We start from the raw sequence: 21,225 nt of genomic DNA on the forward strand, positions 1-21,225 counted from the left end.
ACGCGAAATCGGCGTTTCAGGCGTATCCGCCGGATGACTTCGAGGTGCCGGACGGGATTTCCTTTGCGAACGTGGACCAGACCAGCGGGCATCTCGTGGAGAGCGGCGGGTTGCGGCTCCCCTTCTATACGGGCACGGAGCCTGGTTCCAGCACGTCCGAGGAAGCCATTTCCGGTGTGAACACCCGCGGCGAGGATTTGCTGAAGCAGATGTTTTAGCTGGTGGGAGAAGATTGGGGGAAGGGAGGGGAAGCCTTTCTGGAGAAGGGTTTCCCCTCCCTTCCCCCACCCCCCCCATCCCTCCTCTTCCCAAGACTTTTATGTTTATTGAATCCCTGTTCACGGCATTCCCTGTTGATTGAGGGAAGGCGTTGAGCGGGGTGTTTTTTTAGAGAGAGGGAAAGGGAGCGGAGGAGGGAGTTCCGTTTGCAGAAGTAAGAGGGGGTAGGGGCGCGGGCTATGGAAAAGATTTTTTATTTGGGCATGATGATTGCGGCGGGGCTGCTGTTCGGGCTCCAGTCGCCGATCAACGCGCAGTTGAGCCGTTCCGTGGGTGTGTTGGAGGGGAGTTTCCTTTCATTCCTTGGCGGTACGCTGGTTCTTGGGATCGCTGTGCTGCTTTTCGGTAAAGGGCATGTCGGCGGCGTATTCGGCGTTCCTGCGTGGCAATTGGTCGGCGGTTTGCTCGGGGCGACCGTGGTATTCAATACGATTCTCTGTGTGCCCCATATCGGCGTCCTGCCCACCCTGATGGCCATGATCCTCGGAAACCTGATCATGGGCTGTATCATTGACCATTTCGGTTGGTTCGGCATTCCCGTAAACCTGTTCACATGGCGGCGTTTTTTGGGTGTCCTGCTGGTCTTGCTTGGCCTTTTCATCGCGTTCAGACGCTAACATCCCGTTTTCATACCGTTCCTTCTCCTTTTTTCCGCAGTTTTCTTTTCATTTTCCCAAAGAGAAGGCCGCCCGAACTGCTTCGAGCGGCCTTTTTTCATTTGTCATATCCACGTAACAGGGACTCCCTCCGTGCGACCTCCCCACCAGTCAAAAGTCTTGGGAGGATGAGAGGAGGGGGTGGGGGAGGGGAGAAGGTAACCCTTCTCCCCTCCCCCACATACGTTTTCCTAATACGCGTGATCGTCCTTCTGAAGGCTTTCGGGGGTCACCTTGTGGGCGAAGGTGTAGTACACCCACGCCTGATAGGCGATAACCACGGGGATGCAGCAGAGGGTCACGCCAAGCATGATCTTGAGGGTCAGCGGGCTGGAAGCGCCGTTGAAGACCGTCACGCTGTATGCGGGATCGATGCTGGAGATGATGATGCCGGGGTACATGCCGAGCACGCCGAAGAAGGTCACGGTAATGATGAACAACGCGCTGAAGAACCACGCGCCGAGCAGGTTGTCGGCCCAGATCATCACCCGCACGGTGAGCAGGGAGGCCACCGCGAGGATCGGGAACACGAGCAGCGTGGGATGTTCGGCGTAATTGGCGTACAAGTTGGTATAGAACGCGGTCAGGGCGAGGAAAAGCAGGGCTACGGCGAGGACCAGAGGCCAGACCACCTGCGCCGCGCCGACGGCGCGTTCATGGATGTCGCCTTCTGACTTGAGGGCCAGCCAGAGAGCCCCGTGCATGGCGAAGATCAGCACGAAGAAGATGCCGCCCGCGAGTCCGTAGGGATTCAGAAGCTTGATGATGTTGCCGTGGTACACGCCGTTGCCGTCGATCGGGATGCCCATGAACAGGTTGGCGAAGGCCACGCCGAGCAGCAGTGCGGGCAGGAAGTTGCCGAGGAATTGGCAGGCGTCCCAGAACTTGCGCCACTGGGGGCAGTCCTTCTTGTTGCGGAATTCAAAGGATACCGCGCGGAAGATCAGCGCGAAGAGCAGGATGAGCAGCGGAGCGTAGAGCGCGCTGAACATCACCGCGTAGGCTTTGGGGAAGGCGGCGAAGGTCACGCCGCCGGCCGTGATGAGCCACACTTCGTTGCCGTCCCAGTAGGGGCCGGCAGCGTTGTAGATGATGCGTTTTTCCTCATCGTTCTTGGCAAGGAAAGGCAGCAGGGTCCCCATGCCGAAGTCGAAGCCGTCCAGGACAAAGTAGACCGCCCAGAGCAGTCCCCACAAAACAAACCAAGTGGTTTCAAGCATATTGGTAATCCTCTCTTAGGGTAGGGATGGCGGGGCTAGGCCTGCGCTTCAGGGGCGGCTTCCGGGCCCTTCTTGGCATACTTGCGGAGCAGGTAGATGTCCAGAATGCCGAGGAAGGTGTAGATGACGATGAAAGCCGCGAGCGAGAGCCCTACAGAGGACGTCGGGACCGGCGACACGGCGTCGGAGGTCCGCATGAGGCCATAAACAATCCACGGCTGGCGGCCTATTTCGGCCACGGCCCAACCGGCCATGATCCCGAGGTAGGGCAGGGGGATCACGTAGATCAGCGCCTTCATGAGCAGGGGATGGTTTTCGAGATCCTTCCTCCACCACCACGCGGCGATGGCCAGCAGCACGAAGAGGCCCGCACAGGCTACCATGAAGCGGAAGGAGAGGAAGGTGGGAAGGACTGGAGGAATGTCGTCTGCGGGGAAGGCGTCGAGGCCCTTCACTTCCGCGCTCGGGGAATTGAAGGCCAGCAGGCTCAGCAGGCTCGGGATGGGCAGGGCCTGAATGCTGTTGGTGCGGTTGGCCTGATCAGGCCATGTGAGGAGATACATGGGGACATGGGTTCCGGTTTCCCAGTGGGATTCCATGGCGGCGAGCTTGGCGGGCTGCATTTCCGCGACGATCTGCGCGTGATGGTGGCCCTGAAGGCCGAGCAGCAGGACGAGGATCAGGGTGAAGGGCGCGGCGATGCGCACGGAACGCTTGAACAGATCCAGCTCGTTCTTGCGGAGCAGATGCCACGAGGAGACGCCGAGCACAAAGAAGCCGCCGAGCATCCACGCTGCGAAAATCGTATGGAAATACTGGCTCCATGCGAAGGGGTTGGTCACGACGTCAAAGAAGCTGGACAGCTCGGCGCGGCCGTTCTTGATGACGTAGCCGACGGGGTTCTGCATCCAGCCGTTGGCGAGGATGATCCACAGGGCGGACAGGTTCGAGGCGATGGCCACGAGCCAGATCGCGGTCAGGTGGACCTTCTTGCTCACGCGCTCCCAGCCGAACGCCCACACCGCAAGGAAGGTGGACTCAAGGAAGAAGGCGGCCGTGGCTTCGATGGCCAGCAGCGAGCCGAAGATGTCGCCCACATATTCCGAGTAGCGAGACCAGTTGGTCCCGAACTGGAATTCGAGGGTGATCCCGGTCACGACGCCGAGGACGAAGTTGATGAGGAACAGCTTTCCCCAAAACTTGACCATTCTTTTGTACACTTCATTGCCCGTGCGGACGTAGAGCGTCTCCATGATGGCGAGAAGAACCACGAGTCCGAGGGTCAGCGGGACAAAGATGAAGTGGAAAAAGACGGTCACGGCAAATTGCAGCCGTGACAGCATGACAACATCCATAGAATTCCCCCATGATTTTGGTTTCCGGCCGGAAGCCGGATCATTGACGGAGCCCAGTCTCCTCAGGCTCCTTTGAAAAGTATATGATATTACGGCGCATCGGAAAGGATTCTTCCCCAAAACGGCGCGTGGAGGCGGTTTTCTCAGTCCGGCCCCGTCTCCTCTCACTCACGAACGCTTCCGCGCGATGCCCCGCGCATTGCTTTCGCCGCCGGAACGGGAAGGCGGGGGAAAGCCCGAAGGTTTCCCCCGGAACATCAGCACTTCGCCTTGAGGGCCTCGGCAACGGTCTTGCCGAGCGCGACGCACTGGGACAGGCCTTCATGCTTGGGTACGAACAGGCACTTCACAGGGTCGGCGGGCATATCCATGTTCATGGATGCGAGCCATTCCTGAATGATCTTCGGCGATTCGCCGGACCAGCCGTAGGAGCCGAACGCGGCGCCCACGCGGTTCAGGGGGCGGAGGCCTTTCATGTAGGTCAGCACGTCGGCGATGCCGGGCAGCACGTTGTTGTTGTGCGTGGCGGAACCCACGATGACCGCGCCGCAGTCGGCGAGTTCGGTCAGCACGTCGCTGTGGTGGTTCTTCTGGATGTCGATGATGCGGACGGGCACGCCTTCGTCTTCAAGGCCGGAGGCGATGGCGGAGGCCATGATGCCGGTGGAGCCCCACATGGAGTCGTAGACGATGACGGCGCGCTGCTTCGGCTTCTGCTCGGCAAGGGCGCGGTAGGTGTCGAGGATGTACTTGCAGTCGTCCTTGCCGCGCCAGATGAGGCCGTGGTCGGGGGCGATCATTTCGATGTCGAGCTTCAGGGCAGCCACAAGCTCAAGCGTCTTGAGGACCTGTGGGGAGAAGGGCAGGACGATGTTGTAGTAGTATTCCTTGATCGCCTTTTCCAGTACGCAGCGGTCGTACTGATCCGAAAAACGTTCGGAGGAGGCGATGTTCTGGCCGAAGGCGTCGTTGCTGATAAGGAGCTTGTCTTCGGGGATGTAGGAAACCATGCTGTCGGGCCAGTGCAGCATACGGGTTTCCACGAAATGGATGTTCCGCTTGCCGATGTTGATGACGTCCCCGGTCTTGACCACTTCGATGGGCCAGCCGGTGGTGTCGAACTGGGCTTCCATGAAGCGCTTGCCGATGGTCGACGTGATGATTTTCTCGGGCTTGCAGCGCTCGACGAGCTGGCACAGGGCCCCGGCGTGGTCTTTTTCGGTGTGGTTCACGACGATGTAGTCGACCTTGTCGAGCGGCATCAGCTTGGCGAGGCGGCAGAACATGGTTCCGGCGTAATCGTTGTCCACCGTGTCGAACACGACGTTCTTCTCGTCGCGGACGAGATAGCTGTTGTAGGTCGTGCCGCGCGGGGAACGGCTGTAGCCGTGGAAGTTTCGCTTGTTGTAGTCGACGGCCCCGATCCAGAAAATATCTTTCGCCAGTTCAACGGGTTTCATAGTGACAAAATCCTTTCAGGCATGTTTGAGGTGAGCACAAAAACATGGGGGTGCGACGAAGCCCGTCACACCCCCTATTCTACGCGTTCAGACGAGCCGCTATCTTAGGCAGCGGAAAAGTCCGACTTGGAAGCGCCGCAGACGGGACAGACCCAATCTTCGGGCAGATCTTCAAAAGCGGTGCCGGGGGCGATGCCGCTGTCAGGGTCGCCGGCGGCGGGATCATATTCATAGCCACACACATTGCAAACATATTTCTGCATCGTTAATCTCCTGCCCGCGAGAGCGCTGATCTTGCCTGCGGGGGTTAGAGGTGTAAGGAACATCTCCGACGGCACTGTTACAGCCAAAAAGAGCCGTCGTTGTCAAGTGGTCTATAGGTGCTTATGCCTTCCACAGGCCGTGGAGGTTGCAGTATTCGCGGGCGGAAACAACTTTGTCCACCGGGATGCAGAAATCGGCTTCGGGCGCGTCGCCGGGCTTCAGGAACTTCTTATAGCGCTTGCCGTCGGCGGTGGCGATTTCGATCCATTCGATCCAGTGGGTTTCTTCCATCACGTGAGGAGCGGAACCGACCTTGACCTTACAGCCTGCGCCGTTGGCTTCAATCACGGGCACATGCTTTTCCTTGGCGCCGTCGATGGCCTTGTCGGCCATAAGTTTCATGGGCTGGCCACAGCAGGAAAGCGGGCCGCCGCTGCCGGCGAAAAGCACTTCGATGACATTGCCGCAGAGTTCACACTTATAGATTTCAAACTGGTTAGCCATGAGAACCTTCCTTATGACAATGGTTGGCTGAATAAGGATCCTGTCTTTCTGGGAAGTACACCGGGAGCCGTTTTTTGACAATGAGAAATGGATATGGGGAATCCGGTTTCCCCTTCGTTTTGCCTATCGCTCCGTGGCTCAGAATGCCCTATTCGTGAAACGATAATAGTTCTTTTTATACTTACTGTCCAGCAAAAAAAGGGCGCCTTCCCCGGTTTTCCCCTGAAAGACGCCTTAAGTCTAACGCTTCATAGCGTCAATCTCATGTCGGGTCAGGCGGTTGGCTTCCGCCCGCGCAGCCGGGCGTGACGATAAACGATGTGCAGCCGTGTGGCCAGCCAGTTGAGGACCAGAGGGGGACTGACCATATAGTCCAGCGATTCCTGGCATTGCGCCAGCAGGTCATTGACATGGAGATGGCCGGCTTCGGGAAGGATGGCAAGGCGCCGTCCAAGAGGCCCTCCATCCCGCCCGGCGTGGAGAGCGGCCTGTGCCTTCTGGACGGAGAGCACGATCCGGCGGGCCAGCGCCGCGTCGACGGCACCCTTGCCGGACGTCTTGTCGAGCCATCCCTGCCCGGAGGCCATGAATTCCGCCAGCGCCTCTTCCCACTGGAACAGCTCCGGCGTCGAAGGCGTGCCGGCCTCGGGCCACGCCAGCGTGACGACCCAGCCACGGGAGACAAGCGTGGGGAGGAGGCGCTCCCGCTGCGGGGCGAGGAGCAGGAAACAAACGCCGGGCCGGGGCTCCTCCAATGATTTCAGAAGCGCGTTGGCGGCTTCCACGCCGAGGGACTGGGCTTCGGCGAGGATAACGACGCGCTTGCCGTCGCCGCGCGGCGCTTCCCCGAGGATGGTCCTCAATTCACGGACGGTTTCGATCTTGATGGAGCCTTCGCGTCCGTCCAGCACATACAGGTCGTGAAACAAATTCGCGCCGATCTGGAGGCAGGCCGGGCAATGCAGGCAGGGCGGCTGCCCTTCCGGGCAGTTGAGGCGGGCGGCGTGCCACAGGGCCACACTGAAGCGCTCGGCCACGCTGCCGCCTTCGAGGATCAGAACCTGCGGAGGATCGCTTGCCAGCTTGTTGAGCGCTGCGCGCACACGCTCCTGCCGCGCGTCAAGGGCGAGGGCAAAGGCGGCTTCCGCCTCCTCCCGGGTGGGGAGTTGTTCTTCTGTCGCTGTGCGGGTGGTTTTTGCGGCCACTGTGCGTCCTTTGGTCAAAAAGAAAAGTCACGGGAAACGGATGCCGACGGGAGAAGGCCCTCCCCCCTTCCCCGCACCAAACGGCGGGTTCCGATGCGGAGGAAAGCCGCGTGTCCCGTTTGACGTAGCTGTTACAGAACTTCTTTTTGCTTTTCAACAGCGGGGAATGGACAGGCGCGGCTCCCCGCCCAGCAATCCTCATACGGAGATCTCTCTGGATGCCTTCCCCGTCGGTTGAAGTTCCGGAGAGAGGCGGGAGACTCCGGAAAGCCTGTGGGAACGCTCTCTTCAAGAAGCTTTCCCATCCGGATAGGGCCTTTCGACTTTGGAGCAGCTCGTTCGGTTGTATCACTCCAGAAAATTCCAGAGATCCGGCGAGCACAAAAGTCTTTGCCAGAGGGGAGAGGGGTGCGAGCTGTACTGGCAGATTTGGGGAAAGGGACGCTTTTTCAGAAAAACTCCCTTCCCCCAAATCTTCCTATCATTTAAAGGTAATCCGATATATGCCGCCTGCGCCTGAGCAACGGACGATGGCCGTTGGAGAATCCGGCGCAGCGTTTGTTGAGTGTAAGGATATAGTTTTCGTAGCTGTCCAGATAGAAGGACAGGGCGCGGGCGAAGTTGCGCCCGAGCAGGCCGTCCACGAAAAGCTGGCTGACTTCCCGGACACGGGACAAAATCCCCTGCGACCGGGCCACGATGACCCGCTCTTCGCGCGTCATGGTGCGAAGGATGGAGGTCAGCGTCTGCTGTGCACAAGGCTGATACAGCCAGAAATACATGAGATCCAGCGCATTGATGATGCTTTCCACTTGCAGGGATCGGGCTTCCGTGGAGGTAAGCCGGGTAAATTCCTCGGGGCGGGACAACAGCGAAAGGATGTCCTGATCAGGGAAGGCCAGCTCCAGCTTGGCATAACAATCAAACAGGCGCTGCAATTTGGTTTCGTAGTCCCAGTACCGGAGCCGCCGGTTGTTGCGCCAGTCGGCAAGGCCTTCGATAATGGCCGCCACCGTATCCGACGCCGTCTTGGAAATGATGGCCGCGCCGGGTTCGAGGATCAACAGGGGATCGGCCGTCGTGAAGAACGGCAGGAACAAGGCCAGTACGTCGTTGTAGAACACCGAAACCGGGATGGCGAGCAAACTTCGGAAGAGGTTCCCGATGATGGCTTCCTTGGGGAACCCCCGATAGATGTTGTGCAGCGAAATGTAAATGCTGTTCGCCCCGGCGATGATGGAGAAGACAAGGAACTGGTGATCCTTGACCGTCAGCCCCAGCCCGTCTTCCAAGAGCAGCACGCGGATAAAGTATTCCAGCAGGGGAACGGACAGCCCTGTGTATAGCAGGGAATCGCAAACGCGTGTCCAGCTTACATAATCGTTCCAGCGCAGGAGGGAACGGCTCCACATGCCGCCTCCGCCGAGGATGGCCTGAGGAATGTTGCGCAGGCCGGTGATGAGGAACCACAGGGGCGCGCCGAACCATGCCAGCACCCACCATTCCTGTGTGTACAGGAAGGTCACCAGTGCCGGGATGAATCCCGCGAGCACTTTGAGCGTATTGGAAATGGGCGTGCTGAGACGCGAGAAGCCGAGCCAGCGCGGGCGGGTCTTTTCGGTCCGCTCGGCGCGCAGGCCGTTGTTCAGCTCGCCGCCGATGCCGCCCATCGTGATGACGTTGCCTTCCTCTCCGATCTGGGTAATGCCGGAAATGGCCCGCCATTCCTTGGTGCAGCGGAGCCCGAAATGTCCGAACCCCCAAATGCGGCGCAAGCGCGGACCGAGCCAGCGCATGAAGGACGAATAGCGTTCCTGTTCGGCGTAGGTTTCGCGGAATTCCAGCGACAACGACACCGGAAGGTAAATGGGCCGGAACTGTTTGCCCCGGGCGATCTGCCTGCGCGCGCCGTGGGGGAGGGTTTCGGGCATGGCAAGGCCCATGCCGTGCCGCACGCCCGAATGGCTCGTGGAGTCCGTCCCGATGCGGATACGCAGGGGCGCGACCTTGTACGGGGCCTGCAACGAAGGGATGTTGCGCAGGATGATACGGAATTTGGCGCAGCGTTCCTTGTCCTTTTCGGAAGACGAAGCTTCCAGCGTACGGATCATGCCCCGCAGTATCTGTTTGAGGTGCAGGACGCTGCCCTTGTTGATGGCGATCTGGAGATCGTTGATCGCGGTGAGGTGCCGGAGATGCCCTTCCTGCCATTCCTTGAGGTTGAACAGCTCCAGATGGGTGATCATGCCCTGGCAGTCCCAAAGCAGTTCCAGCACGTCCTCGGCGGTAAGCTCCGCAAGCTGGAGCGTGATGCGGTACCCGCTGCGCAGGCAGGAGAGCCAGTCAAGCAGCACATGGGGCGGCATTCTGAGCAGTTCCGGCGTGTCCGGCGCGTTGTCCGGCACGTCGGGAGAGGGCAGCTCGGGATTGCGTTCGGGCTTGAGCCACGTTTCCATGATCACTTCGGTCGTGAGCATGTCCATGCGCCGGATAAGCTGTGCGATCTGGCTCTGGCGTTCGCTGGTTGCGGTGAGGGATTCCTCCTGCAATGCCTTGACCCGCTGGACAAGATGCTTGAGGAGCGTCTTGTGCGCGTATTCGGCGAGATGGAGGAATGAGGTTTGCCCGGTCCCCACATAGGCAAGGAACGCCTCGGGCTCAAGAAGCGGAACGGGGATTTCGAGCTCCTCGGCCAGCGCCGGGGCGTGCTTGGCGTTCCACAACTGGAGCGTATCCATGACGTGGCGCTGCATCCAGAGGGATGCCTTGCGCCCTTCGTTCATGAGGGCGACCATAGGCCGCTCGGCGAGGAAGGACAAAAACGCCTCGGGATCGGAGAACCCGCGCGGGGCCCAGACGAAACAGACGAAGCGATCCCGGAAAGGCGTGCGGAACTCCAAGCCGATGCGGACGTCGACGCCCATGATCTCGGCTGCTTGCAGCAGTTCGCGCGCGGCGGCTGGCTCCACGTAGTTGTAATAGACGACGGTGATATACCGGATGCCCTTGATCCATGCGTCCATGATCAGGTGCGTCGCGTTTTTGCGGCCCTTGGTGTTGGCGTCATGGACATGGTGGTCCACGGTAAGCTGGTTCCACTCCTCGGGCATTTCCAGCAGATGGTATGTATTCAGGAACTGGCGCACGAGGCGGGGGTTCCCGGACGTGACCTTCCTGAAATCGTGCACGAGCTTGAGCTGCGTCAGCTCATCCTGGCGAGACCGGATGATCTCCTTCATGATCTGGATGAGGACGCGGCCCGTATTGTACCGGAAGGGCGTGCGGGCGCTGTGCAGCACCTCGTCGCGGAGGATGCGCAGGGCCATGAGCCGGTCCGGAGCGCCGCCGGCTTCGAGGTTGCCGAGCAGGTTGATGACCGCGTGGGCCATCCTGTACTCGTGGGTCGTCGTCAGTTCCAGGATGCCATGCGGATGAAGATTGGCGTCAAAGACCTTGTGCTCAAGGTCCTGCGAGGGGCCGTGATCGATCGTTTCGTTGATCATACGCAGGAGTTCACGATCCTGCTTGTCGAAAAAAAGTGTTCCGAGCATGGGCAATCCTGAAGGCGAAAAAGGGGAAATAACAAGAGAAATGATTCAAAGGGTGAAACGTCCCTTCTAGTCAAAAAAAGAACAAGCGTCAACGGCCTCCCTGTGGAGAGGGCGGGGCTTGCACCTTTTTTACGCCGCATAGGGGAAAAAAGAAAGTGTGGCAGCAAAAATCCCCGCCGGTGGAAGTCCATCCGGCGGGGATTCTGAAGCGCCTTTTTTGCTTGTGCCTACCGGGTCCACACCTCAAGGAACGCCTTGGCGGTGTTGCCCTTGTCGAGATGTTTCAAGAGGGCGCTGCCGAACACGGCGGCGTCGGGCCGGATGTCGGCGGGAATGGCGGCAAGCTGATCCGGGTGCTGCAAGCCGAAACCCAGAGCCAGCGGCAGGTTGAAGGCTTTTCGCGCCCGGCGCAGCGTCGCTTCCACCTGCGGCGGCAGTCCCGTGCGCGCTCCGGTAGTGCCGAGGACGGAAACGACGTATACATAGCCTTCCGAAACGGCGGCGTATTCGCGCATCCTTTCTTCCGACGTGTTCTGGCCGACCAGCGCGATCAGATCGATGCCGTGCACTTTCAGCGTGGTTCGGACAGGGGCGCTTTCGTCAAGCGGCAGATCCGGCACGATGCAGCCGGAGACGCCCGCTTGTGCGGCATCGGCGGCGAAGCGTTCCAGCCCGTACTGGAGGAACGGATTGAGGTAGCCCATGAGCACGATGCCCGCCTTGAAGTTCCCGGCGCGCTGCTTGAGGCCGTCCATGATCCAGTTCAGGCTGACGCCCTGTTCCAGCGCGCGGCGGGAAGCGTCCTCCACGACCGGGCCGTCGGCCACGGGATCGGAGAACGGCACGCCGATTTCGATCACGTCCGCGCCGTTGGCGTCCAGTTCTTCAATGATGCCCCAGAACGTGTCGAGCGCGGGGAAGCCTGCGGTGACGAAGGGAATGAGCGCCGTGCGTCCGGCTGTGTGCGCATCCCGTATTTTCTGTTCAAGAAAAGTCATGATGGTTCTCCTCGTTATGCCTCCGGCGGCAAGGGTGGCTACCGCCCCCCTTGACCCCCTGTCCGGGGGGAATAATTCCCCCCGGTCCCCCTTGGTTTTTGGGGTGGGGATATGTGTCTTCGGCATTTCGTATTTAAGTATCTATTTGAAATTATTTTTTTATATTTTAATTCATCGATACGTCACTATCATTAGATATGCAGATGTTGCTCCACGATGTCCATGTCCTTGTCGCCGCGCCCCGAGAGGTTGACGACGACATGCCCTCCTGTGGGAAGCTCGCCGTGGTGCCGGAGTACCCACGCCAGTGCATGGGAGGATTCCAGCGCGGGAAGGATGCCTTCGGTGCGGCAGAGGGTCTGGAAGGCGTCGAGCGCTTCGGCGTCGTTGGCGAGCCCGTAGTGGACGCGCCCAATGGCGCTCAGGTAGGCGTGCTCCGGTCCGACGCCGGGATAGTCGAGCCCGGCGGAAACGGAATGCGAAGGTTCGATCTGTCCGTCTTTGGTCTGGAGGAGCATGGTCATCTGGCCGTGCAGGACGCCGGGCGTGCCGAGGTTGATCGGCGCGGAATTGTAGCATCCCGGCTCACCGGTACCGGCCGCCTCAACGCCGATGATGCGTACGGATGCGTCATCCACGAACGGGTGGAACATGCCGATGGCATTGGAGCCGCCGCCCACGGCCGCAACGACCACATCGGGAAGCAGCCCGGTTTTTTCCAGCATCTGGGCACGGGTTTCGCGCCCGATGACGCTCTGAAGATTCCGGACCAGCGTGGGGAAGGGGTGCGGACCCGCCGCCGTACCGAAACAATAGTGTGTGGTCTCCTGCGCGGCGATCCAGTAACGCAGGGCCTCGTTGATGGCGTCCTTGAGGGTCCGGGTGCCGCTCTGGACGGGCCGGACTTCAGCGCCGAGCAGCTTCATGCGCCGTACGTTGGAGGACTGGCGCTCCACGTCCTCGGCACCCATGAAAACGATGCATTCAAGCCCCAGACGGGCGGCGGCAGCGGCTGTCGCCACGCCATGTTGGCCCGCGCCGGTTTCCGCGACCAGCGCCGTTTTGCCCATATGCTTGGCGAGCAGCGCCTGCCCGAGCGTGTTGTTGACCTTGTGCGCGCCGGTGTGCAGCAGATCCTCGCGTTTCAGCCACAAAGAGAAGCCGAGCCGTTTGGACAGAGTGGGGCAGTAGGTTAGGGGCGTTTCCCGTCCCGCGAAGTTGCGGAGCAGATCGTCCAGCTCCTCCTTGAAGGTGGGGGAGGGCATGATGTCCCGCATGGCCTCTTCCAGTTCCTGGAGCGGAGGCATGAGCAGTTCAGGAACGAAACACCCGCCGAATTCTCCGAAATAACCTTTTTTCATGACTATCCTCTCAGAGCCGTTAATGCGGCCCGCATACGTGAAGGGTTCTTGCGTCCGGGTTCGGATTCGAGACCGGAATTGAAATCCACTCCGCCAGGGACACAGGCCGCGACGGTTTCTTTGACATTTTCAGGAGTGAGCCCGCCAGCCAGCAGCCAGGGGCGGGGAGCGTTCAGGCCGCGCAGCCGTTCGGAGCCGATCCGTTTTCCGCTGCCGCCTCCGGACATCCCCGCGTCAAGCAGGAACATTCCGGTTGATGCTGCATGCCGGTTCATGGTTTCTTCCAGTGCCGCCAGATCGGGATAACGCTCGGGCCACAGTACCCTGATGAGACGTTCGGCCCCGAGCGTGCGGCTCAGGCGATTCGCGCAGGTCATCGACTGCTCTCCGTGCAGCTGGATGCGATCCAGCCGAGCGGCGCGGGCGGTTTCCTCGATGAAACGCATGTCGTCGGTCACGAACACGCCCACGCGGAGCATATCTCCGCTGTCCAGCGCGGCGGCCTGTTCCGGCGTCACCGCGCGGGGGCTTTGCGGGGCGAAGATGAACCCGCAGAGGTCCACTCCGAGCGCGGCGGCGCAGTCCAGATCCGCCTGTTCGCGCATCCCGCAGATTTTGATGATCAAGTCGTTCACTGTGGCTCCACTGGAAAATATTGGTGAAAACGGGACGGAAGAACCCAATTCTCTCTATCCTGCCCGCCAAGCCCTCTTGAAAGCTCAGATAATCCGTACTCCCTCAAACAGGGATTCGATAAATACAAAAGTCTTTGGAAGAGGAGGGATGGGGGAAGGGAGGAGAAAGCTTTTCTCCAGAAAAGTTTCTCCTCCCTTCCCCCGGTCTTACCTCTCCAACAGCCCCTTCAACGCCGCGCCGGGCGCGCCGCCGTCCATGAGGCTGGTCCCGACAAGCACGGCCTGGTAGCCGGCTCCGGCGGCCTGACGGAGATGATCCGAAGCGGAGATGCCGCTCGCCGCAATCCATGCTTCGTTGTCCCCGGCCTGATGGAACCGCTCCGCAAGACGGAGGCAGGCGGAGCGATCCACTTGCAGCGTATCCAGATCCCGGGCGTTCACCTGAATGATCCGTGCCCCGGACTCGCGGGCAAGGGCGAGATCGGCCTCATCGAAGATCTCAACCACGGCGTCGATGCCGTGTGCTTCCGCCTGCTCGCGCAGGGAGCGAAGCAGGGCCGCGTCGGGCGTCAGGCGGACGATGAGCAGCAGGGCCGAGGCCGGGGTTGCCGCCGTAGCCGCCACCTGTAACCGATCAAAGATGAAGTCCTTCCGCAACAAAGGCAGTCCGGGCGCGGACATGCGCTTGAGATACCCGAGCGTGCCCTTGAAATAGGTTTCCTCGGTCAGCACGGAGAGGCAGGAAGCACCGGCTTCGGCGTACTGCTTGGCCGCTTCTTCTGGCGGGAAATCCATCAGGATGTCCCCCCGCGAAGGGGACGCCCGCTTGAACTCCGCGATGACGTGGGGCCGGTTTCCGTTCGGAGCGCACAGGGCGTTTAGAAAGGACGGACGCTCGATCCGAAGCGGCAACGGCAGCATATTGATGTATTCGAGCTGGCGGAGCGCTTGTATCTCGGGCTGTTTCGCCGTTTTGAATTTCTCAAGCAGCATGGAGCACCCTCCCCCCCACGCCGGAAGCGAGGGCTTCGCGGGCTTTCGCTATGCAGGTCGCCAGCGGCAGCTTGCCTTCCAGCAGATAGATGCTCATGCCGACGTTGAGGGCGAGCATGTTGCGCATGGCTTCGGGGCCGCGTCCGGCGAGAAGTTCGCGGAGGACGGCGACGGCTTCGTCACGGCTGGACACGGCAAGGTCTTCGGGCGTGCACGCGGGGATGCCGTAGTCCGCCGGATCGAGGGTGAGCGGTTCGAGCTTGCCGTCGTCGAGGATGATCATTTCGTTCGGGCCGATGGGGGTTATTTCGTCATAGCCGCCCGCCCCGCAAACCACGGCGGCCCGGTGTACGGAAGACTGGGCCAGCGTTTCGGCCATGAGCTTCACGAGATTGGGCCGGGCCACGCCCAGCAGGATGTGCGTGGGGCGGGACGGGTTGATCAGGGGGCCGAGCAGGTTGAACAGGGTACGGATGCCGAGTTCGTTACGGATGGGCGCGATGTTGCGGAAGCAGGGGTGGAACCGCTGCGCGAACAGGAACACGAAGTTCTGGTCGTGCAGGATTTTGCCCACTTCGGCTGGGTTGACGTCCAGATTGACGCCGAGCCCTTCCAGCGCGTCGGCGCTGCCGCATTTGGAGGACACGGCGCGGTTGCCGTGCTTGACCACCTGATAGCCCATGCCCGCCAGCGTGAGCGCCGTGCCGGTGGAGCAGTTGAAGGACGAGCGCCCGTCGCCTCCGGTGCCCACGACTTCAATATAGGAGCCTTCGATGCCGTCCACGCGCACGGCCCGGGCCAGCGCGGCGCGGGTGGCGTGGGCCATTTCGAGCGGGCTTTCGCCCTTCATGCGCAGGCCCATGAGGAAGCTGCCCGCCTGAGAGGGGGTCATGGTGCCGTCCATGAGCGCCGAGAATCCGGCGGAAGCCATGTCAGCGGTCAGATCCTGTCCGCTGGCGAGGGTATCCAGAATGACGTTGATGGCGTTGGCGTCATTGCCCGCGGGCAGGATCGCCTTGGGGAAATTGCCGAGCAAGCGCAGCCCGTCCGGGGTCAGGATCGATTCCGGATGGAACTGGACGCCCACCCACGGACGATCCTTATAACGGAGGGCCATGATTTCGCCTTCGGGACCGTGCGCCGTGACCGTGAATTTGGCGTGCGCCTCGTCCACGTCGGAACGGACGACCAGCGAATGGTAGCGCCCCACGCGCATGGGGTTCGGGACGCCTGAGAAAAGCCCCGAGCCGTCGTGCACGATTTCGGATGCCTTGCCGTGCATGATGCAGGGCCCGACCACGACTTCGGCTCCGGCGGCAAGGCCGAGGGCCTGATGGCCGAGGCAGACGCCGAGCACCGGGACTTTGGGATCGAGGATGCGGAGGACTTCCATGCAGTATCCGGCGTCCTTGGGATGGCCGGGGCCGGGGGAGAGGCACACCATGTTCAGGGACGGGTCCTGCGCCAGTTCGAGCAGGCGGGGATCGTCGTTTTTGACGACCACGGGATCTTGCCCGAGCGCGTAGAAAGCCTGCACGAGGTTGTAGGTGAACGAGTCGTAGTTATCGATGAGCAGGAACATGGTCTTCTCCGGTGGTGTTGAGCACGGTACGCATGATGGCTGATTTATTGTAGACTTCATTCCATTCGGCGACGGGATCGGAGTCGAAGACGATGCCGCCGCCCGCCTGCCAATGGAGTTTCCCATCCTTTACCCACATGCTGCGGATGGTGATGCCGGTATCGAGGCTGACGTTGTCGTCGTCGAGCCCGAGCCAGCCGATGCAGCCCGCGTAGGGGCCGCGCGGAAGCTGTTCCGTTTCCGCGATGATTTCCATAGCCCGGACTTTGGGCGCGCCGCTGACCGTGCCCGCCGGGAAGGTCGCCGCCAGCACGTCCAGCGCGTCGAGATCCGGCTGGAGCCGGGCCGTGATCCGCGAGGTCAGGTGCATGACGTGGGAGAAGCGTTCCACTTCCATGAGCCGCTCCACGTTGACCGTGCCGGGGCGGGCTATGCGCCCGAGGTCGTTGCGGCCCAGATCCACCAGCATGACGTGCTCGGCGCGTTCCTTGGGATCTTCCTGCAGCTCTGCGGCGAGGCGGGCGTCTTCGAGATCGTCGGCTCCGCGTTTGCGGGTCCCGGCGATGGGGGAGAGCTGGAGCTTGCCTTCGTCGCACCGGACCATGACTTCGGGAGAAGAGCCGAACAGGGTGATGCCCGGCAGATCCATGAAGAACATATAAGGCGAGGCGTTGCAGCGGCGCATCCGGCGGTACAGGGTGAAGGCGTCTCCCTCGAACGGCGTGCTGAACCGGCAGGAGGGAACGACCTGAATGGCCTCGCCCTGACGGAGCATCTGTTTGATTTTGTTCACGGCGTCCATGTAGCCTTCCCGTCCCGGCGTGGCGGTCACGGCATCTTCGCCGATGAAGGGCAGGGCCGCGCCGCATTCCCGCGTCCGTGCGCCGTTCACGTCCCTGTGTTCGCCGAGGCTGATCTGGCACAGCCGGTTGTACAGGTGGTCGAACACGAGCACGGTTCCCGGCAGAACAAGACTGGCGTCGGCGTCCTTTTGGGGCAGGCAGTTTTCCAGCTTCTTGTTGAAGAAGCTCGCCATGCCGTAGCCGAAATAGCCGTACAGGGCGCGGGTGATGGGCGGCAGCGTGATGCTCTCGGGTTTTTCGAGGTGCAGGCCGCGCATGAGCGTACGCAAGCCTTCCGTGAAGGGCATCCCGTTGAGCACGGCAAAGGGGCGCAGGCGGTCGTCGTTGGTGTCGAGGGCCAGCAGCCCGTCCCGGCAGGTGGCCTGAAGCAGGAAGTCGCAGGCCAGAATGCTGTAGCGTCCCCACCGCCCGTCGACCTCCGCGCTTTCCAGCAGAATGCCGTGATGCTCGTGGCACATACCGAGGAAGAGACTGATGGGGGTGTCCATATCCGCCGGGAGCCACCGCGCGCTCTGGCGCAGGGTGACGTCGGGGGCGGCGGGCGTTTTGGAAGCTGTCATGTCGATGATCCTTTTGGGGTTAAGGTACAAAAAAAGGCGCCATCCTCGGGAGGATGGCGCCTGTATGAACGGATACAGTAATGCCGGATCGGGCCTTACACAGGCCGCACTCCCCCCCTCACGTCGATGACGCGCCACCACCAGCGATAAGCGGTAAAGGAAAGGGAAGAGGCGTTGAACATGATGTGGTCCTTAAAAGGTGCTGCCTAATGTGAAAAAGAATACGTGCGTAAAAATTACTGCGAACCCGGCGAGTTGTCAATCCCTCATGGGCATACTTTTTTTCCGGAAAGAGCCTTTCCAATCCGGGAGAAGGGATGCGGTATCATCGTGCAAACATGGCTAGGGTGTCCTTTTGCCGCCGCACGAAACGCGCAGGTTTAAGCACATGAAGAGTCCTCTACTCCGAATTTGTGACGGTTTCGTGTCCGGAAAAAGAAAAAACGGTATGGGACCTGAGCAGACGGAATGTTTGACATGCCGTAGCCTTGACGCCGATTCCTCCTGCGGCTAGGCTTCTTCCTTTCGTATGATGCAAGCTACAGTTTATTGAGGGACGCTGTGAAACTGAAAACGACTCTTTTCGGCGAAACCTACCGCTTCGATTCGGTGCGGGACGTGCTGAACAAGGCGGGGGAACTGCGCTCCGGCGATGTGCTGGCGGGCGTTGCCGCCTCGTCCATGCAGGAACGCGTCGCCGCCAAGCAGGTGCTCAGCGAGCTGACGCTTGGCGACCTGCGCGAACATCCCGTAGTCCCTTATGAAGACGACGCCGTGACGCGCATCATTCAGGATGCCGTGCATACTCCGGTCTACGAGAGCATCAGGAACTGGTCGGTCGGGGAATTCCGGGAATTTCTGCTGGACGGGCGTACCTCTTCCGCCGCCATTGAGCGCGTCCGCAAAGGCCTCACTTCGGAAATGGCCGCCGCCGTATCCAAGATCATGTCCAACGCCGATCTCATTTTCGCGGCGAAGAAAATGCCCGTGGTCGTGCGTTCCAACAATACCGTAGGCCTGCCGGGGCATTTCTCCTCGCGGCTTCAGCCCAACGACACGCGGGACGAGATCCCGTCCATCGTGGCGCAGGTGTACGAGGGGCTGTCCTACGGCGCGGGGGATGCGGTCATCGGCATCAATCCGGTGACGGATACGGTGGAGAACACCAAGGCCATGCTCAACGCCCTGTGGGAGATCATCGAACGCCACCAGATCCCCACCCAGAACTGCGTGCTGGCCCACGTCACCACGCAGATGGAAGCCATCCGGCAGGGCGCCAACGCGGGCATGATCTTCCAGAGCATCGCGGGCAGCGAAAAGGGGCTGCGCGAATTCGGCGTGACCACCGGCCTGCTTGATGAGGCGTATGATCTCGCGCGGCATTACTGTCAGGCCACCGGCCCCAACGTCATGTATTTCGAGACGGGGCAGGGCTCAGCGCTGTCGGCGGACGCGCACTACGGCTGTGATCAGGTGACGATGGAGGCCCGCTGTTACGGGCTGGCCCGCCGCTACCAGCCGTTCATGGTCAATACGGTGGTTGGGTTTATCGGGCCGGAATACTTATACAACCATCAGCAGATCATCCGGGCCGGGCTTGAAGACCATTTCATGGGCAAGCTGCACGGCCTGCCGATGGGCTGTGACTGCTGCTATACGAACCATGCCGACACCGATCAGAATTCCAACGAGAACCTCATGATCCTGCTGGCGACCGCGGGCGTGAACTTCATCATCTCCCTGCCGATGGGCGACGATATCATGTTGAATTACCAGACCAATTCCTTCCATGACATCGCCACCGTGCGCCAGTTGCTCAATCTGCGGCCCGCGCCGGAGTTCGAACAGTGGCTGGAGCGGCACGGAATCATGGAAAACGGCTGTCTCACCTCCCGCGCCGGGGATGCCTCCATTTTCTTTTAGAGGAACGCCATGCAGGAACAAGAAATTCACGATCTGGTGGCGTCCGTGTTGGATGCCCTGAAAACGCAACAAGCGTTTCCCGCTCCATCCGTTGGGCAAGGTGGAAGGCTTTCCGCAATGCAATCGGAGCAAAGGCCCTTGACTGGTTCGGGGGCAGAGCCGGAACTTTTGGCGGCAACCGTTGATGCCGATACAGGCGCGTCGTTGGAAGATCTGGGCGGCCCCGCTTTCCGTAAGCCTTGCGGGGTGAAAGAGCCGCACAATCCCGACGTGTTGCAGGAGTTCATGCGGAGTACCGGAGCCCGGATTGGGGGCGGCGCGTGTGGAACACGTCCTTCGACCACGGCTTACCTGCGTTTCCTTGCGGATCATGCCCGATCCAAGGGAACGGTTTTCCGTGAAGTTCCTGAGGAATGGCTGCGCCGGCGCGGGATGCTGGCGGTTCAGACGTTGGTGGAAGACAAGGATACTTATCTGACGCGTCCGGATTTGGGGCGCGTACTCTCGGAGGCGTCCCTGCAAACGGTGCGGGAGCGCTACAAGCCCGTTCCGCAGGTGCTGATCGTGCTGTCCGACGGCTTGAGCACGGATGCCGTGCTCGCCAATGCGGACGAGATCGTGCCTCCGCTGACCAATGGCCTGAGGCAGGCCGGGTTCACGGTGGGCGATCCGTTGTTCCTGCGTTACGGGCGGGTCAAGGCCGAGGACCGTCTGGGTGAGGCCATAGGCTGCGACGTGGTACTGATGCTTGTGGGCGAGCGTCCCGGTCTGGGGCAGTCGGAAAGCATGAGCTGTTACGCGGTGTACCGTCCCACGGCGGCGACGCTGGAGTCGGATCGTTCGGTCATTTCCAACATCCACCGTGAAGGCACGCCGCCAGTGGAGGCCGCTGCGGTTATCGTTGACCTTGTACGTCAGATGATGCGGCACAAGGCCAGCGGCATAGCGCTGAACAAGGCGCTTAATCCCGGTTTTTCCGGTTAAATGTCATATCGGAAGCCTGCATGGGAAAGCTGCGGCGAGGGATTTCGTACCTCGGAGGATTCCGCTCTAACTGGTGATATGCTGATAACATAGAGTTTTTTTGATACACAAGACGCAAGAAGAGAACGCCGATGAAAGTGTTGCAACCCGTTCCAGTCCGAGTGCTTGCCAGCCGGATCATCCCTTCGGTCGATCCGGGGCTGGCTGCGGCCTTTAAGCTCGAGCCGCGCCACCGTGCGCTCGCCCTGTTCACCGCTGACAGCGATGATGTAAGTTACATAGCCATCGACGAAGCGACCAAAAAGGCCGCCGTGGATGTCGTCTACGCCAGCTCCTTTTATGGCGGGGCGGCCCATGCCTCCGGGCCCTATTCCGGTGAATTTATAGGAATCCTTGCAGCTGAAACGCCCGGGGATGTCGAAGAGGGGCTGCGCATCGCCGTGGATCACGCCCAGAACCGTGTTTCGTTCCTGACGGCCGATCCCGAAGGGAAGCTGATTTTTTTGTCGCATCTGGTTTCCTCTTGTGGCACGTACGTTGCGGAGCAGGCTGGGATTCCGGTAGGCACGGCGTTGGCATGGCTCATTGCGCCGCCGTTGGAGGCTACCTTTGGTTTGGATGCGGCGTTGAAGGCTGCGGATGTCCGTCTGGTGAAGCATTTCCCGCCGCCGTCCGAGACCAACTTTTCCGGCGGTTGGCTTGCCGGAGATCAGGCGGCGTGTCAGGCGGCGTGTCAGGCGTTCACCGAAGCCGTGCTCGGTGTTGCCGCCAGTCCATTGGAAAGAATTTGATTTTTGAGATTGGGGAGGGGAAGGGAACCCTTTTGAAAAAG

General features: G+C 60.8%; 18 protein-coding genes. 5 read left to right on the top strand and 13 right to left on the bottom strand.

Features of this window, described 5'->3' with window-relative positions:
* A partial coding sequence (locus HMPREF0178_RS16780) for a hypothetical protein (RefSeq protein ID WP_009380965.1) occupies positions 1-218 on the top strand: 218 nt, incomplete at its 5' end.
* Between the two features lie 240 nt (positions 219-458).
* Complete coding sequence (locus tag HMPREF0178_RS16785; RefSeq protein WP_009380966.1) at positions 459-896, top strand: DMT family transporter; 438 nt, start codon at positions 459-461, stop codon at positions 894-896.
* Between the two features lie 230 nt (positions 897-1,126).
* Here HMPREF0178_RS16785 and cydB read toward each other — a convergent pair whose 3' ends face one another.
* From cydB to HMPREF0178_RS16850, 13 genes are all read right to left on the bottom strand, one after another.
* Complete coding sequence (gene cydB / locus HMPREF0178_RS16790) at positions 1,127-2,155, bottom strand: cytochrome d ubiquinol oxidase subunit II (protein ID WP_009380967.1); 1,029 nt, start codon at positions 2,153-2,155, stop codon at positions 1,127-1,129.
* Between the two features lie 35 nt (positions 2,156-2,190).
* On the bottom strand, positions 2,191-3,510 hold the full coding sequence (locus HMPREF0178_RS16795; RefSeq protein ID WP_005029633.1) for a cytochrome ubiquinol oxidase subunit I: 1,320 nt from the start codon (positions 3,508-3,510) through the stop codon (positions 2,191-2,193).
* 257 nt (positions 3,511-3,767) lie between these two features.
* Entirely contained in the window at positions 3,768-4,970 is a 1,203-nt protein-coding gene (locus HMPREF0178_RS16800; protein ID WP_009380968.1) for an FprA family A-type flavoprotein, read from the bottom strand.
* Positions 4,971-5,074: 104 nt separating this feature from the next.
* A complete protein-coding gene (rd, locus tag HMPREF0178_RS16805) occupies positions 5,075-5,233 on the bottom strand; it encodes a rubredoxin (RefSeq protein ID WP_005029637.1) in 159 nt (52 codons plus the stop codon).
* A 121-nt stretch (positions 5,234-5,354) separates the two neighbouring features.
* Complete coding sequence (locus HMPREF0178_RS16810; RefSeq protein WP_005029639.1) at positions 5,355-5,738, bottom strand: desulfoferrodoxin; 384 nt, start codon at positions 5,736-5,738, stop codon at positions 5,355-5,357.
* A 272-nt stretch (positions 5,739-6,010) separates the two neighbouring features.
* Complete coding sequence (locus HMPREF0178_RS16815) at positions 6,011-6,943, bottom strand: DNA polymerase III subunit delta (protein WP_009380969.1); 933 nt, start codon at positions 6,941-6,943, stop codon at positions 6,011-6,013.
* A gap of 485 nt (positions 6,944-7,428) precedes the next feature.
* Positions 7,429-10,494 carry a hypothetical protein gene (locus HMPREF0178_RS16820; protein WP_009380970.1) on the bottom strand — a complete coding sequence of 1,022 codons (3,066 nt, stop codon included), beginning with the start codon at positions 10,492-10,494 and terminating at the stop codon, positions 7,429-7,431.
* Positions 10,495-10,721: 227 nt separating this feature from the next.
* Entirely contained in the window at positions 10,722-11,492 is a 771-nt protein-coding gene (gene trpA, locus HMPREF0178_RS16825; protein WP_009380971.1) for a tryptophan synthase subunit alpha, read from the bottom strand.
* Positions 11,493-11,683: 191 nt separating this feature from the next.
* A complete protein-coding gene (gene trpB / locus HMPREF0178_RS16830; RefSeq protein WP_009380972.1) occupies positions 11,684-12,853 on the bottom strand; it encodes a tryptophan synthase subunit beta in 1,170 nt (389 codons plus the stop codon).
* 2 nt (positions 12,854-12,855) lie between these two features.
* Positions 12,856-13,488 carry a phosphoribosylanthranilate isomerase gene (locus tag HMPREF0178_RS16835; RefSeq protein WP_009380976.1) on the bottom strand — a complete coding sequence of 211 codons (633 nt, stop codon included), beginning with the start codon at positions 13,486-13,488 and terminating at the stop codon, positions 12,856-12,858.
* A gap of 207 nt (positions 13,489-13,695) precedes the next feature.
* Positions 13,696-14,481, bottom strand: coding sequence for an indole-3-glycerol-phosphate synthase (locus HMPREF0178_RS16840; RefSeq protein ID WP_005029653.1), 786 nt, complete (start codon positions 14,479-14,481; stop codon positions 13,696-13,698).
* Positions 14,471-16,063 (bottom strand): anthranilate phosphoribosyltransferase, encoded by a 1,593-nt coding sequence (trpD, locus tag HMPREF0178_RS16845; RefSeq protein ID WP_009380981.1) that lies wholly within the window; start codon positions 16,061-16,063, stop codon positions 14,471-14,473. Before trpD ends, HMPREF0178_RS16840 begins: the two co-directional genes overlap by 11 nt.
* Positions 16,044-17,486 carry an anthranilate synthase component I family protein gene (locus HMPREF0178_RS16850; RefSeq protein ID WP_009380983.1) on the bottom strand — a complete coding sequence of 481 codons (1,443 nt, stop codon included), beginning with the start codon at positions 17,484-17,486 and terminating at the stop codon, positions 16,044-16,046. The genes trpD and HMPREF0178_RS16850 overlap by 20 nt, the downstream gene beginning before the upstream one ends.
* A 561-nt stretch (positions 17,487-18,047) precedes the next feature.
* On the opposite strand from HMPREF0178_RS16850, the gene HMPREF0178_RS16855 reads away from it, so the two are divergent.
* The 3 genes from HMPREF0178_RS16855 to eutL all read left to right on the top strand — a co-directional run bounded on the left by HMPREF0178_RS16855 (position 18,048) and on the right by eutL (position 21,184).
* The gene (locus HMPREF0178_RS16855; RefSeq protein WP_009380985.1) at positions 18,048-19,409 is read left to right on the top strand and encodes an ethanolamine ammonia-lyase subunit EutB; all 1,362 of its coding nucleotides are present in this window, start codon (positions 18,048-18,050) and stop codon (positions 19,407-19,409) included.
* Between the two features lie 9 nt (positions 19,410-19,418).
* Entirely contained in the window at positions 19,419-20,393 is a 975-nt protein-coding gene (gene eutC / locus HMPREF0178_RS16860) for an ethanolamine ammonia-lyase subunit EutC (protein ID WP_009380987.1), read from the top strand.
* A gap of 131 nt (positions 20,394-20,524) precedes the next feature.
* The gene (eutL, locus tag HMPREF0178_RS16865) at positions 20,525-21,184 is read left to right on the top strand and encodes an ethanolamine utilization microcompartment protein EutL (protein WP_009380989.1); all 660 of its coding nucleotides are present in this window, start codon (positions 20,525-20,527) and stop codon (positions 21,182-21,184) included.
* The last annotated feature ends 41 nt before the right edge of the window (positions 21,185-21,225 follow it).

It is taken from the genome of Bilophila sp. 4_1_30, assembly GCF_000224655.1.
Taxonomy (GTDB): domain Bacteria; phylum Desulfobacterota; class Desulfovibrionia; order Desulfovibrionales; family Desulfovibrionaceae; genus Bilophila; species Bilophila wadsworthia.

What these genes read in the sequence shown, in the direction of transcription:
- trpA (WP_009380971.1), bottom strand. Translation starts at nt 11,492, where the DNA reads ATGACTTTTCTTGAACAGAAAATACGGGATGCGCACACAGCCGGACGC.
- HMPREF0178_RS16785 (WP_009380966.1), top strand. Translation starts at nt 459, where the DNA reads ATGGAAAAGATTTTTTATTTGGGCATGATGATTGCGGCGGGGCTGCTG.
- HMPREF0178_RS16820 (WP_009380970.1), bottom strand. Translation starts at nt 10,494, where the DNA reads ATGCTCGGAACACTTTTTTTCGACAAGCAGGATCGTGAACTCCTGCGT.
- eutC (WP_009380987.1), top strand. Translation starts at nt 19,419, where the DNA reads ATGCAGGAACAAGAAATTCACGATCTGGTGGCGTCCGTGTTGGATGCC.
- HMPREF0178_RS16795 (WP_005029633.1), bottom strand. Translation starts at nt 3,510, where the DNA reads ATGGATGTTGTCATGCTGTCACGGCTGCAATTTGCCGTGACCGTCTTT.
- trpB (WP_009380972.1), bottom strand. Translation starts at nt 12,853, where the DNA reads ATGAAAAAAGGTTATTTCGGAGAATTCGGCGGGTGTTTCGTTCCTGAA.
- HMPREF0178_RS16810 (WP_005029639.1), bottom strand. Translation starts at nt 5,738, where the DNA reads ATGGCTAACCAGTTTGAAATCTATAAGTGTGAACTCTGCGGCAATGTC.
- rd (WP_005029637.1), bottom strand. Translation starts at nt 5,233, where the DNA reads ATGCAGAAATATGTTTGCAATGTGTGTGGCTATGAATATGATCCCGCC.
- HMPREF0178_RS16840 (WP_005029653.1), bottom strand. Translation starts at nt 14,481, where the DNA reads ATGCTGCTTGAGAAATTCAAAACGGCGAAACAGCCCGAGATACAAGCG.
- HMPREF0178_RS16850 (WP_009380983.1), bottom strand. Translation starts at nt 17,486, where the DNA reads ATGACAGCTTCCAAAACGCCCGCCGCCCCCGACGTCACCCTGCGCCAG.
- cydB (WP_009380967.1), bottom strand. Translation starts at nt 2,155, where the DNA reads ATGCTTGAAACCACTTGGTTTGTTTTGTGGGGACTGCTCTGGGCGGTC.
- HMPREF0178_RS16800 (WP_009380968.1), bottom strand. Translation starts at nt 4,970, where the DNA reads ATGAAACCCGTTGAACTGGCGAAAGATATTTTCTGGATCGGGGCCGTC.
- eutL (WP_009380989.1), top strand. Translation starts at nt 20,525, where the DNA reads ATGAAAGTGTTGCAACCCGTTCCAGTCCGAGTGCTTGCCAGCCGGATC.
- trpD (WP_009380981.1), bottom strand. Translation starts at nt 16,063, where the DNA reads ATGTTCCTGCTCATCGATAACTACGACTCGTTCACCTACAACCTCGTG.